Raw genomic sequence first — 12,898 nt, 5'->3', positions numbered from 1 at the left:
CCCTTCTCTCGAAGACACGGGAGTAAGGAGGACATCGGATGGATGCGCCGGCCGCCACCGAGAAAAAGCCTTGGGCAGTCTGGGCCATGACGAAAGACACGATCAGCGGCTATATCGAGGACAATTGCCTCAGCCGTGGCGCGTCGATCGCCTATTTCACCGTGTTCTCGCTGGCTCCTATCTTGCTGGTGATGATCGCCATCGCCGGCTTTGTGTTCGGCGAGGATGCCGCACGCGGCGTGCTATTCGGCAAGCTCAAGGGCATGCTGGGTCCGGACGCCGCCGGCCTCATCCAGTCGATGATCCAGAGCGCGTCGAACAAGAAGTCCGGCGTTATCGCGACGGTCTCCTCCGTTGTCATCTTGCTGATATCGGCGAGCGGCGTCTTTGGGGAGCTGCAGTCCTCCCTGAACGCGATCTGGAAAGCCGATCCCTCGGCGGAACACTCGACCGTGACGCGGCTGGTCAAGGCGCGCGCGCAGAGCCTGGGCCTGGTCGCGAGCCTGGGCTTCCTGTTACTGGTGTCGCTCGCGATCAGCGCCGCCCTCACCGCGGCCTGGAACCGCGTCAACCAAGTCGTTCCCGGCGTAAGTTTTCTGTTGCGCTTCATTAATATCGGCATTTCCTTCGCGATCACCGCGGTGCTCTTCGCCGCGGTCTATAAGGTCTTGCCGGACAAGAAACTCGAATGGCGAGACGTCATCATCGGCTCGCTGTTCACCGCTGTGCTCTACGTCATTGGCAAGACGGGCATCGCTCTCTACATCGGCAGCAGCCACGTCGCTTCTTCCTATGGCGCTGCCAGTGCGTTGGTGATCTTGCTTCTATGGGTCTATTACTCGGCGCAGATCTTTCTGTTGGGGGCGGAGTTCACCAAGGTCTATGCGCATCGGCACGGTAGCCAGGCGCAGCGGTGGATGAACTGGCAGTTCTGGCATCGGTCTTCTCCCGCTAAGCCGCCGGTTCCGCCATCCGCACCGCAGCCACGCTGAGTCGAAACTCTTATTCAGGCTTAACACAGGAGCGGCGAGTTAGGAACGAATAGAGAACGATCTGGTATCGTTTCGTTGTGGACAGGTGACGGCGAGAGCGGCGAAGAGTGGGGAGCCAAGCATAACCCCTCGCATCCGGAGACGCCGCCATGGATGGAAGCTTTCCGCTACCGCGTATCGCCGATAATGCGAGCCCCGCTCTCGACCCCGCGGCCTCGCCACATCCGAAGGTCCCAGCGACCGTGGGGCCGGAGGTTCCGCAAATCCTGACGCAGGAGGGACCGCGCGGCATCCGCTTCGACTTCAACGACGGCGCCCGCATCGCTTTGCCACCAGGGCAATGGCGTGTGCGGCTGCGGGACCTCGATACGGCCAATGTCCTTTTCGACGGACCATCGGAGGGCGGCGTCGTCGCCAGCACGAAGCACTGGTTCATTCGGTTCGAAATGGAAGTGTGGGAGCACGGCGTCAGCATCTTCCGCCATGAATATGACGCGCGGGACAAGCCCGTTCTGCTGCGCTTCGACCGGGCGATAGGCGATACCATCGCCTGGTTCTCCTATGCCGTGCAGTTTCAGGAACGGCATGGATGCCGGATGACCTGCGAAATGGTCCCAAGTCTCATTCCGCTATTCCAGGGGGCCTATCCGCATATCACCTTGGTTCCGCTCGGCACCCCGGATCCTGACCAATTCTATGCGACGTACAAGGTGATGGTCTTCTTCAACGACGTGAAGAATGATTGGCAGCCCTATGACTATCGGGCGGACGCACTGCATCACATGGCGGGCGCCATCCTCGGCCTCCCAAGGCGGGAAGCGCGTCCGCGTCTCGCCTATGACGATCCCGGCCGGCCGCTTTTGGAGCCTTATGTTTGCATCGCGGTACAGGGTTCCGCGCAGCTTAAGAAGTGGAACAATCCGACGGGTTGGGACGACGTCGTCGGCTTCCTCAAGGCTTCTGGCTATCGCGTGATCTGCATTGATCGCAATGCGGTCGATGGGCGGGAGCATGTCCTCACGTCCATGCCCCGTGGCGCCGAGGACCAGACCGGTGACAAGCCCTTTCCTGAACGAGCCCGTTGGCTGAAACATGCTGAGTTCTTCGTCTGTGTCTCCTCCGGGCTTTCCTGGCTAGGCTGGGCAGTCGGGACGCCTGTCGTGCTGATCAGCGGCTTTACCCATCCTCACAACGAGTTCCACACGCCCTACCGTGTCATTAACTGGCATAGCTGCAATTCCTGCTGGAACGATGTGCGCTGCCATTTCAGCCGTACCGATTTCTTGTGGTGCCCGCGGCAAAAAGACACGCCGCGGATGTTCGAATGCTCGCGCCTCATCACGGCCGAGCAAGTGAAAGGGCGTATTCGCCAGATCCCTGGTTTTCTCGGCAATCAATGATGCTGTTGTGCGAAAGATCATTATAAGGCTGTCGTTTACTAAACGATAAGGCTTCATCCCGCAGATTGTGCGGGCGAGGTGGGGAGGTCTCCGCCAGGTGGAACCTTAGCCATGACGATACCAAATCGTAACAGAATGACCCTCATGAGGCCGTCGCGTCGACAATTCCGCGGGGCCAGAGCAGATCGAAAGGTGGAGGCCGTGGACGGCACTATCAGTATTACCATCCCGAACAGCGAGACCAGTCAAGTAACGAAATCCGTAACGCCGCCGGCTGTCGAGCCGGTGGCTGCGGTTCCCGCGAAAGTCAAAGGCAGCTTCCCCGAGCCGCCTCCGGTGCCGACTCAGGAGGGGCCGCTCGGCATCCGTTTCGACTTCAACCAAGGCGTTCGGGTCAAGGTGCCCGATGGCGATTGGCGTATCCAGCTCCGCGATCTGGATACCAACAACATCCTCTTCAACTCCCCCACCAAGGCGTCCTTCGTCGTCAGCTCGAAACGCTTTTATGTACGCTTCGGGGTCGAGGTTTGGCAGAATGAGGTCAGTGTCTTTCGTCACGAATACGATGCGCGCGGAAAGGAGGTGCTGGTCAATCTGCCGGTCGGAACCTTGGGCGACACGCTCGGCTGGTTCCCCTATGTGGAGAAGATGCGCGTAAAACTTGGTTGCCGCATGAGCTGCGGCATGAACCCAGTCATCATTCCGCTGCTACAGCCCGCATACCCCGAGATTACCTTCGTGCCGATGGATGACATCAATCCGGCGCTCTACTACGCCACCTACAATATCGGGCTGTTCTTCGATGATTCCGGCTTTGTCTATCAACCGACGGATTTCCGGCTTGTTGGATTGCATCGCACGGCGGCCTATATCCTCGGCGTCGATCCCGAGGAACTGCCGCCGAAGCTCGCTCTTCCCGATGACAGGCCGCCGATCGCCGAACCCTATGTCTGCATCGCGGTGCAAGCGAGCACCCAGGCGAAGAAGTGGAACAATCCGCACGGCTGGGCGGAGGTTATCCGGTTTCTCAAGGATCGCGGCTACCGTGTCATCTGCATCGACAAGGAATCGACTCACGGCCAAGGGCTTGCCTGGACCCATATTCCGCATGGCGCCGAGGATCAGACGGGGGACCGTCCGCTCGCCGAACGCGCACGCTGGCTACGTCACGCCAAATGTTTCATCGGCCCCTCCTCGGGCCTCGTCTGGCTCGCCTGGGCGGCTCAATGCCCCACTGTGATGATCTCGGGCTTCACCCATCCGACGAATGAATTCGCGACCGACGGCCGCGTCATCAATTGGCACGCTTGCAATAGCTGCTGGAACGACCCGCGTCATCGCTTCGACCACAAGGATTTCCTGTGGTGTCCGCGCCACAAGGATACAGACCGGCAATTCGAATGCACACGGCTGATCACCGCGGAGCAAGTCAAACGCGCCGTGATCGCGGTGCTCGGCAAAGAATGAGGCGGATGGCGGCCGCGCTTTGGCTCGAAGCGTAGTGGTGCAGGCAGCTTGCAGATACCGCGGTGACGTGGAGTTTTAGCCACGTCACTTTGGTTCGCGAGGCGGACGTCATTGAGGAGTGGAAGCCGCGGCAAGCCGTTTTCGCTGTGAATCCCGATAGCTTTGACTGAAGGCCTTCCCGGCGGTCGGTATCGTCAAGCTCGAAGGATCCCGGCCGAGACCTCGGGTCGGTCGAGATCTCGGCGAGTCAGCCCTTGAGTCGTTCGATAGATGACAATCCTGGCAGGGTTAGACCCGCGTAACGAAAACTCCGAACGAGTCGGTGGTAGCATTCGAGGGCTGATTGGCTATCGGCAGATAGCTTGGCTGCTGGGTCCCTGACCGAGGGCCTGGCGCGCGATTGAGACGCCATAGGCTCCACGCTGACAGGACGAGAGCCAATGGGACGGCCGCCGCTGTGACCGCGCCTGGGGTGAACCTCGTTCCCGTGCCAGCGGGCCCTACACCATTATTGTTGGCCGACCACTCCACGACGGCTCTAGCGCATGCTCCCACGCACATATTAACTACTCCCACCGGACATGGAGTTCTCCCGCTGTTATTGAATTGGGAGCTTAGCGGAGTACCATTAATCAACGACTAACAATCTGTTTCGATGCGGTGTCAGGATATCGATCGTTAGTGGATCTTTGGCTAAACTGAAGTCTCGGAAAGGCCGAGTGCCTCGGGCCCGCTCTCAAGCTGAACTTGCTGGGAAGCATTGACGACCGGCAAATAGCTTCGTCGACCATGTGACGCCAGAGAGTATGTCACGTAGCCTGCCAGGCCCAGGCCGGCCGTTACTACAGCTACATACGGGAGGGTACCACGCATGGTCGGGTGCGCCAAAGTCTCTCCAAGGCGCTCCTGCGTGGACCCGAAAAGGTACTGCCACCAGGTTATATCGTCGCTGCCTCCGGGATACCGATTCGTAGGACCAAAGTCGCCGAAAGGCCCGTACACGTTACCCATAAACGCCTCCGCTCCGTTGACGAGGCAAGCTAAGCATGACGTCGTTAACTTTGACTAAATGAAACGTCGCACGTTCTGTTCCGTCCGCGAAACCGGCGGCCTCGTCGAAAACTCAGCGCCAATCACCAGTATTGACCGCGCGCCGTCCGCAGAGCCGAAATCTTAAACGCTGCGGACACCACCCAGCTTGCAGATGTAGCGCCAATGTTCGGCACTGATGGGTGCCACGGAAAGCCGCGAGAGCCGCAGCAACGACAATCCCTCGAGCTTGGGATCCGCTTTCATGGCAGCGAGCGTGACCGGTTTGGGTACCGGTTTCACCGCCTCCATATCGACACAGACCCAGCCGCCGCTTTCCGCCGTCGGATCGGGATAAGCCTCGCGCTTTACGCGCACGATGCCGACGATCTCCTTGCCGATATTCGAATGGTAAAAGAAAGCGAGATCGCCCTTGCGCATCGCCGCCAGATTGTTCTTCGCCATGTGATTGCGCACGCCGGTCCAGGGCTCGACTTCGTGCGCGACCTGCTGGTCCCAGGAGAAAGCATCCGGCTCGCTCTTCACGAGCCAATAGGCGGTCATTGGCGGCGCCCTCAGCCGACGCGCGCGCCATCCGCGAAGACTTCGCGGTAGGGCTGGATGGTCGTGCGCGCGAAGAGCCCGCTTTTGGTATAGGGGTCGGCCACCGCGAAGGCCTCCGCCGCCGCGCGGTCCGCCGCCTCCACAATCAGCAGGCTGCCGGTCGGTTGTCCCGCGTCGTTCAGCACCGGCCCGGCGAGGCGGATATTCGCGACGACACCCTCGAGATAGGCGAGATGCGCCTCGCGCGTGCTCGCTCGCAGCGCCTGGCTCTCGGGCTTGTCGGTATGGGTGATGGCGAAGAGCATCGCGGCAACTCCTTGACCCTGCGTCGCCAGCCCGCGACGCGAAGGTCGCGGACCCTACCGCAGGCCGCCGGGGCTTCAAACCCAAGCCGGGCGGAGGGGCTAAGGTCAGGGTCAAGCTGAGCGGGCCAGTTCCACGTGGTGGATTAGACGGCCTCCACCTGAGGCACTGCCGGCAGGAAGGGTTGATTCGCAGAAGGGACCGGAACCGCGGTAGCGGCTCGCGGCGGATAAACGTAGCGATACCCGGCGATGACCGCCGCAGCACTAAACGCCGCTAGTGTTAGGCCAGCTCCCAAGTAGACACTCGGCATACCATCGAGGAAGCCGTCCCCGTAGCCTGCTCGACCGGGCGAGCCTGAACCGATTGGGGCCACGAATTGTTTTGGGCCGGATATTCCGCAGTTGGACCAACTGCCCACGATGTAAAATGGCCCAAATGGACACAACGGCATAGAAAGCATCCTCGTGAATGTCGGGACCTTATCGAGCCATCGGTATCCACAATATTAACAACAGCCACACCACGCCTGACCCACATGCCTTTCCTTGATCTTTCCTCAGGCCTCCGTGCCCCGATTTCCGCCGGCCAAACCGGCTCGCGCGGCGATTGCCGCAACCCGATCCAATTCAGCGATGGCCGAGATAGCCAACCAACAATTCTAACCCCGCTTTGCGCGCGGGCGACTTCAAACCGGGCCCATCCTTCGCTAAGGAGACGTGTGGACGCCACCAGCCCAGCCCTTCCGTCGGTCGCGCCTAAACGGGGCCGCAACCTGCACCGCTTCGCCAATCCGGGGCGGTTTCTGCGGCTGTCGGGCCGCGTGTTGCCTTGGCTCGCGATCTGCGGCGCGGTCTTCACCCTGGCCGGTCTCGCCTGGGGCCTGTTCGTCGCGCCACCGGACTGGCAGCAGGGCGACGCGGTGCGGATCATGTATGTCCATGTCCCCGCCGCCTGGCTCGCTTCGATGGGCTATGCGGCGCTCGCCGTCTGCGCCGTCATCTCGATCGTCTGGCGCCATCCTTTGGCGGATCTCGCGGCGCTGGAGATCGGGCCGGTGGGCGCCGCCTTCACCGCGCTTTGCCTCGCCACCGGCAGTCTTTGGGGCAAGCCTATGTGGGGTGCCTGGTGGGTCTGGGACGCACGGCTGACTTCCGTTCTTGTGCTGTTCTTCCTCTATCTCGGCCAGATCGCGCTGATCCGCGCCTTCGACAATCCCGAACGCGGCTATCGCGCGGCCGCCATCCTGGCTCTGGTCGGCGCGGTGAACCTGCCGATCATCAAGTTCAGCGTCGATTGGTGGAACACGCTGCACCAGCCCGACACCATCCATCTCTTCGGCCGGACCACCATGTCCGCCTCGATGCTTGACCCTTTGCTCGTCTCGGCGCTGGGTTTCACGCTTGTCTTCGCGGCTTTGGTGCTGGCGCGTCTGCGGTCGGCAGTGATGGAGCGGCGGATACGCTCACTGCTCAGCGCCAGGGCGCGGCAGGCGGAGGTGTCGGCGTGACCAACCTCGCCTATATCGCGGCATCTTACGGTCTGGCGGCAATCGCGGTGCTCGGTCTGGCAGGGGATGCATGGCGTCGTCACCGCCTCGCGCGCCGCCGACTCGCAGTGCTGGAAGCGACCTCGGGCCGCCGCCGCCGTGGCTAACTCTGGCAAGACGCAGCGGGACTTCCAGAGCAGTTACAGCGATGCTGCCAGAGTGTGCCGTATCAAGGGGTAAGGGGCCTGGCTGGCAGAAAGGCTTGTCTGTTGTCCGCCGGGACCAGAATCTCGTGAAGCAATTGCTGCTGCTGCATTTCTTGGGCAGGCGGCTCCAATACTCGGGTGCCTCCCGCGACATAGGTAAGGGCGGCGTTCGCGATTTGCCTACGATAGGCAATTGCGTACAATGCGAGAGCGCTGACGCCGAGGAAGCTGGCCACTCCAGCGGGAGGGACGCTCTCGACCACATGCTGAAGGAACGTCGGCTGGGTGGTGGTGAAAGGTATGACTGGGTCGTATGTGTGGCCCTGGATGCTGTCTCTTGCGGGCCAGCCGCCGGAGTGGAAGCCATTGGGCATAGCGGTTCCTCCATCATTGGGTGAGCGGTGCCGCGTCACTCGACTTTTGACCGATCGCCCAAGGAACCGTCTCGCTGACAGCACTTGTTGAAAACGGATATCGAGCTACGGAAATGCGACGGTTCTTCGTAGCGCGAGAATGTTTCCGAAACGTAAATTCTCGCCAAAAACGAAGCCCGCAGTGGGGTGTTCATTAAGTGTAAGTCACGCTCTTGGCGGCGATCACAGGCTGACTTCTAACACCGTCCGCTTTTCGGTAGAGAGGGCAGGTGCAAACCCATCCATCATCCCGGCCACTTCGCCGCCTCCGATCTCGCCGACCGGCAGCCGAGACCGGCGGCCGAGGCGGCGACCGATGACCCGCAAGCGGCGCCGGCTCTGGGTATTGGTGGCGTGCGGACTGGGTTTCGGGAGCGCCACGGCGCTTACCCTGTCGGCCTTCACTAGCGATATCGTCTTCTTCATGCTCCCCGGTGACGTGCTGACGAAGCACCCGGCACCCGGCCGCGCTTTCCGCCTGGGCGGCATGGTGGCCGAGGGCACCTTGAAGCAGACCATGGTGGACGGCGCGCCCGGAGCGGTCTTCGGCGTGACCGATGGCCATGGCCATGTCGTGCCGGCTGAGTATCAGGGCGTGCTGCCGGATCTGTTCCGCGAGGGCCAGGGAGTCGTCGCCATGGGCGCGATGACGCCGGATGGCGACTTCCGCGCCACTGAGGTGCTGGCCAAGCACAGCGCCGATTACATGCCGCCCGAGGTCGAGGCAGCGCTCAAGAAAAACCACATGTGGAACCCGGCGACCGGTGCGCCTCCGCCCGCCGCGGCATGGAATGGCACTGGGGCGAAGCTGGCCGGTGGATAGAATGGACACGACCGAGGTTTCTCCTCTCCCTGCAAGGGAGGGGCCGGGGGTGGGTTCCTCTCGCGGCGGCGCCTCACCATGATCCCAGAACTCGGCCACTTCGCGATCGCGCTCGCCTGCGTCATCGCTGCCGCGCAGGCGGTGCTGTCGATCTGGGGCGCGCATCGCGGCGATGCGCGGCTGATCGCGGCGGCGCCCGCGCTGGCGCTCGGCCAGTTCATTGCCGTCGGGCTGTCCTTCTTGGCGCTGGTCTGGAGCGGTGTCGTTTCCGATTTCTCGGTGATGAACGTCGCCGAGTATTCGAGCGCGCTGACGCCTCTGCTCTACAAAATCACCGGCACCTGGGGAAACCACGAGGGTTCCATCCTCCTCTGGTGCCTCATCCTGTCGCTCTGCGGCGCGACCATCGCGGTGTTCGGCCGCGGCCTGCCTTCGGCCTTGCGGGCGCGGGTGATCGGCGTGCTCGGCGCAGTGTCCTGCGGGTTTCTGCTCTTCACCCTGACCGCATCCGACCCCTTCAACCGCATCTGGCCGCCGCCGCCGGACGGGCAGGGGGTCAATCCGCTGCTGCAGGATCCCGGTCTCGCCTTCCATCCGCCGATTCTCTATGCCGGCTATGTCGGCTTCTCGATCGCCTTCGCCTTCGCCGTCGCCTCGCTGATCGAGGGCCGGGTCGATGCCGCCTGGGGGCGCTGGGTCCGGCCATGGACCCTGGCCGCCTGGTGTTTCCTGACCTGCGGCATCGCCCTCGGGTCCTGGTGGAGCTATTACGAGCTTGGCTGGGGCGGCTACTGGTTCTGGGACCCGGTCGAGAACGCGTCTCTTCTCCCGTGGCTGACCGGCACGGCGCTGCTGCATTCCGCCATCGTGGTGGAGAAGCGGGAGGCGCTGAAGATCTGGTCCGTGCTGCTCGCGATCATCACCTTCTCGCTGAGCCTCTCCGGCACCTTCCTGGTGCGCTCGGGGCTGCTGAACAGTGTGCATGCCTTCGCCAATGACCCGACGCGCGGGATTTTCATTCTCGCGTTGCTCGGCATCGTGATCGGCGGTTCGCTGCTGCTCTTTGCCCTTCGTGCGCCGGTATTGGTGCCGGCGGGTATCTTCGCTCCGATCTCGCGCGAGGGCGCGCTGGTGCTCAACAACATCCTGCTCTGCGCCATCGCGGCGGTGGTGCTGGTGGGCACGATGTATCCGCCCTTCGTGCAGTTGCTGTTCGGCCAGCAAATCAGCGTGGGCAAGCCCTTCTTCGACTCCACCGTGATTCCGCTCGCCGCTCCCGTGATGGCAGCGATGGGGCTGGGTCCCGTCTTGTCCTGGAAGCGCGCGGCATTGGCTCCCGCGCTCATCCGGCTTTGGTGGGCGGCCTTGGCGGCGCTCGTCGTCGGCCTGATCGCGGCGCACGGCTTGGGTGCCATTCCGGCATTGGGCTTCGGCTTCGCCCTCTGGATGGTGCTCTCCGCCGCCGCCGAGCTGGTCGAGCGCGGGCGGTTGTTCCGCGTGCCGCTCTCGGTGAGCTGGGCGCGGCTGCGGCAATTGCCGCGTGCGAGCTATGGCGCCGCCATCGGCCACGCAGGTCTTGGCGTGACCGTTGCCGGCATGGTCGGCATGTCGCTGGCGGTGCATTCGATTCAGCTGGTCAAGCCGGGCCAGACGGTGGCTTTGGGCGGCTATCGCTGGATGCTTGTCTCGCTGCATGACCAGCCGGGGCCGAACTGGATGGGGCGGGTCGCGACCCTCCAGGTCAACGACGCCGCCAGCGGGCGGCTGGTCGCGATCATGCATCCGGGCAAGCGATCCTTCCCGCTGCAGCAAACGACGACCACCGATGTCTCGATCAAGACCAACGGCCTGCGCGATCTCTATGTGGCGATGGGCGACGAGCGGGGCGGAGGCGTCGTGCTGCGGCTACACGTCAATCCGCTGGCGCCATGGATCTGGTTCGGCGCGCTGATCATGGCGATCGGCGGCTGGCTCTCGCTGTCCGACCGCCGCCTGCGGATCGGCGCGCCGCTGCGTCGCGTCGCCACGGCCCGGCGCGGGCCTGTCGTTCCCGCCGAATGAACCGCCGCCGCCTCCTGCTTGGATTACCGCTCGGCGTCGTCGCGGTCGCCGCAACCGGCTGGGGCGTCATGCTGGCCCGCATGCGCGAAGGAGAGTTCGACCCGCATACGCTGCCGAGCCCGCTCATCGGCCGCCACGTCCCCGACTTCTCGCTTCCCGGCCTTGGCGGCGGGTCGTTCGCCAGCGGCATCACTGGCACCGAACTCCAGAAACCCGGCCGCCCGATGCTGGTGAACTTCTTCGCCTCCTGGTGCGTGCCCTGTGTCGAGGAAGCGCCGGTACTCGCGCAGCTGGCGCATCAGGGGCTGCCGCTCTGGGGCATAACCTATAAGGACGCGCCCGACGCCACCGCGGCGTATCTCGCCAGTCATGGCAATCCTTACGCTCGTATAGCTGTCGATCGCCCGGGCCGGGTCGCGATCGATTGGGGCGTTTATGGCGTGCCGGAGACCTATCTCATCGACGCGGCGGGCATCGTGCGCTGGCGTTTCGCTGGGGCGCTCACGAACACGGTGATCGACCGCGACCTCGTGCCGCTGCTGCGGACCGCTTCATAAATGTCGCGCCGCGCGCCCCTCGTCGCCGCTGTCCTCGTGGCGCTCGCAGCCGCTCCGGCCTGGGCCGTCAGCGATCCCGCCGAGTTGCTGTCGAATCCTGCGCAGGAGGCGCGGGCCGAGGCCATCGGCGCCCGGCTGCGCTGCCTCGTCTGCCAAAATGAGAGCATCGAGGACAGCAACGCCGACCTGGCCCGCGACATCCGCACCATAATCCGCCAGCAGGTCGTGGCGGGGCGGAGTAACCGCGAGATCGTTGGCTACATGGTCCAGCGCTACGGCAACTTCATCCTGCTGAAGCCGCCCTTCAACGCGATGACCTTCGCGCTTTGGGCAACGCCGTTCCTGGCGATCGCGCTCGGACTTATCATCGCTGTGGGAGCCGCTTGGCGCCGCCACGGCAAGCGCGCCGAGACCTCGCCGCCCTTGACGGCGGCTGAACGCAAGCGGCTGGAGACGATCCTCCACCCATGATCTGGCTGGCGATCCTTGGCCTCTGCCTGGTGGTGCTGGCGCCGCTATGGTTCGCGCAACGCCGCATCCGTCTGCGCGGCCGGCGCGAGGCGGCGCTGACACTTTACCGCGCCCAGCTCGCTGAGCTGGAGCAGGAGGGCGCGCGCGGCCGCATCCTGCCCGCTGAGCAGGCGCAGGCGAAGCTCGAGATCGAGCGCCGGCTGCTGGCCATGGCGGACTCCCCGGACGAGGCTCTCCCCGCCGCGCGAGGCGGCTGGCTGCTGCCTGCGATGATCCTGCTGGTGCCGCTGGCGGCGATCGCGCTCTATTTGCCGCAGGGTGCGCCGAATTTGCCGGGGGCGCCGCTCGCCCCGCGCATCGCGGCGGCGGAGGAACAGGCCCGCCAGGATGCCGCGATGCTCGACATACTACGCGCCAAGATCGCCACGCTCGATCCACAGAGCGAGCAGGCGCGCCAGGGATTCGTTCTCCTGGGCAATGCGGAGGCGGGCATCGGCGATGCCCCGGCGGCCTCCGCTGCCTGGGGCCGCGCCCTGGCGATCCGTTCGGACCCCAAGCTTGCAGCGCTCAAGGCGCAGGCGGATGCTTTCATCGCGCAGACGGCAAAGGGGGGCGCGCCCGCGCCGTGAAACTCATGGCAGCGGCGCGGTTGCGTGGGTGATTTATGCCCGGCGACGCCAGATATTGTTGGCGGCGTGTGAAGGAATTACCAATGAGCGAGTCTACCGCGAAGCCCGAACCCTCAGCTGGCGAGAAGCCGATCGAAACTCCGGCGACTAAGCCAATGCCGAAGGAGATAGGTGGCCCCGCTGGGCCCGAGCCGACGCGCTATGGCGACTGGGAGCAGAAGGGTCGCTGCACGGATTTCTGATAACCTCTTGTTTAGACACGGATGATAAGGCAAGCGCTTGTCTCGTTGGAGGAAGCCTTGCCGAAGATCACCGGAACAACTCGATTAGATCTGCAGTAGCCGCTGGTCTCTGGGAGCGAAGTGCCGTACCCGACGTTGACCCCTCGCCAGGTTCAAAGAGCAATCAAAACTCTGGGCGGTTCTGGGGCACCTGCGGCGACTCCTTCGACCGTTGGGACACGGAGGCCGGGCCGGCCGGCGAAGCAGGTGTGC

General features: G+C 63.6%; 14 protein-coding genes. 11 read left to right on the top strand and 3 right to left on the bottom strand.

Translation table 11 applies throughout. From position 1 onward, the window contains the following. Positions 1–38: 38 nt before the first annotated feature. The 3 genes from GSQ92_RS00420 (at position 39) to GSQ92_RS00410 (ending at position 3,859) form a co-directional block, all read left to right on the top strand. On the top strand, positions 39–992 hold the full coding sequence (locus GSQ92_RS00420) for a YihY/virulence factor BrkB family protein (RefSeq protein WP_158801984.1): 954 nt from the start codon (positions 39–41) through the stop codon (positions 990–992). A gap of 149 nt (positions 993–1,141) precedes the next feature. Then, positions 1,142–2,392 carry an autotransporter strand-loop-strand O-heptosyltransferase gene (locus GSQ92_RS00415; protein ID WP_158801985.1) on the top strand — a complete coding sequence of 417 codons (1,251 nt, stop codon included), beginning with the start codon at positions 1,142–1,144 and terminating at the stop codon, positions 2,390–2,392. Positions 2,393–2,611: 219 nt separating this feature from the next. Further along, on the top strand, positions 2,612–3,859 hold the full coding sequence (locus tag GSQ92_RS00410; RefSeq protein WP_371417980.1) for an autotransporter strand-loop-strand O-heptosyltransferase: 1,248 nt from the start codon (positions 2,612–2,614) through the stop codon (positions 3,857–3,859). Between the two features lie 1,173 nt (positions 3,860–5,032). On the opposite strand, the gene GSQ92_RS00405 is transcribed toward GSQ92_RS00410, so the two are convergent. After that, positions 5,033–5,452: an EVE domain-containing protein gene (locus GSQ92_RS00405; RefSeq protein WP_158801987.1), complete on the bottom strand. Its 420-nt coding sequence runs from the start codon at positions 5,450–5,452 to the stop codon at positions 5,033–5,035. Positions 5,453–5,463: 11 nt separating this feature from the next. Continuing rightward, a complete protein-coding gene (locus tag GSQ92_RS00400; RefSeq protein WP_158801988.1) occupies positions 5,464–5,757 on the bottom strand; it encodes a YciI family protein in 294 nt (97 codons plus the stop codon). A 719-nt stretch (positions 5,758–6,476) separates the two neighbouring features. Here GSQ92_RS00400 and GSQ92_RS00395 point away from each other — a divergent pair. Further along, entirely contained in the window at positions 6,477–7,265 is a 789-nt protein-coding gene (locus GSQ92_RS00395) for a heme ABC transporter permease (RefSeq protein ID WP_254065521.1), read from the top strand. Beyond that, a complete protein-coding gene (ccmD, locus tag GSQ92_RS00390) occupies positions 7,262–7,411 on the top strand; it encodes a heme exporter protein CcmD (protein ID WP_158801990.1) in 150 nt (49 codons plus the stop codon). The genes GSQ92_RS00395 and ccmD overlap by 4 nt, the downstream gene beginning before the upstream one ends. 62 nt (positions 7,412–7,473) lie before the next feature. On the opposite strand, the gene GSQ92_RS00385 is transcribed toward ccmD, so the two are convergent. After that, positions 7,474–7,824 carry a hypothetical protein gene (locus tag GSQ92_RS00385; protein WP_158801991.1) on the bottom strand — a complete coding sequence of 117 codons (351 nt, stop codon included), beginning with the start codon at positions 7,822–7,824 and terminating at the stop codon, positions 7,474–7,476. A gap of 355 nt (positions 7,825–8,179) precedes the next feature. Between GSQ92_RS00385 and ccmE the strand changes: the two genes are divergently transcribed. The 6 genes from ccmE (at position 8,180) to GSQ92_RS00355 (ending at position 12,646) form a co-directional block, all read left to right on the top strand. Next, a complete protein-coding gene (ccmE, locus tag GSQ92_RS00380; protein WP_158801992.1) occupies positions 8,180–8,686 on the top strand; it encodes a cytochrome c maturation protein CcmE in 507 nt (168 codons plus the stop codon). A gap of 78 nt (positions 8,687–8,764) precedes the next feature. Continuing rightward, positions 8,765–10,747 (top strand): heme lyase CcmF/NrfE family subunit, encoded by a 1,983-nt coding sequence (locus GSQ92_RS00375; protein WP_158801993.1) that lies wholly within the window; start codon positions 8,765–8,767, stop codon positions 10,745–10,747. Beyond that, positions 10,744–11,304, top strand: coding sequence for a DsbE family thiol:disulfide interchange protein (locus GSQ92_RS00370; protein WP_158801994.1), 561 nt, complete (start codon positions 10,744–10,746; stop codon positions 11,302–11,304). The genes GSQ92_RS00375 and GSQ92_RS00370 overlap by 4 nt, the downstream gene beginning before the upstream one ends. Beyond that, positions 11,305–11,775, top strand: a complete 471-nt coding sequence (locus GSQ92_RS00365; RefSeq protein ID WP_158801995.1) for a cytochrome c-type biogenesis protein — start codon at positions 11,305–11,307, stop codon at positions 11,773–11,775. It begins immediately after the preceding gene. Next, positions 11,772–12,404: a c-type cytochrome biogenesis protein CcmI gene (gene ccmI / locus GSQ92_RS00360; RefSeq protein WP_158801996.1), complete on the top strand. Its 633-nt coding sequence runs from the start codon at positions 11,772–11,774 to the stop codon at positions 12,402–12,404. Before GSQ92_RS00365 ends, ccmI begins: the two co-directional genes overlap by 4 nt. Positions 12,405–12,487: 83 nt before the next feature. Next, positions 12,488–12,646 carry a DUF1674 domain-containing protein gene (locus GSQ92_RS00355; RefSeq protein WP_174246633.1) on the top strand — a complete coding sequence of 53 codons (159 nt, stop codon included), beginning with the start codon at positions 12,488–12,490 and terminating at the stop codon, positions 12,644–12,646. Positions 12,647–12,898: the final 252 nt, after the last annotated feature.

Source organism: Acidisoma sp. S159, from assembly GCF_009766125.1.
Classification (GTDB): Bacteria; Pseudomonadota; Alphaproteobacteria; order Acetobacterales; family Acetobacteraceae; genus Acidisoma.
Note: the sequence above shows the minus strand (reverse complement) of the source record. Positions and strands in the feature narration are given on the sequence as shown.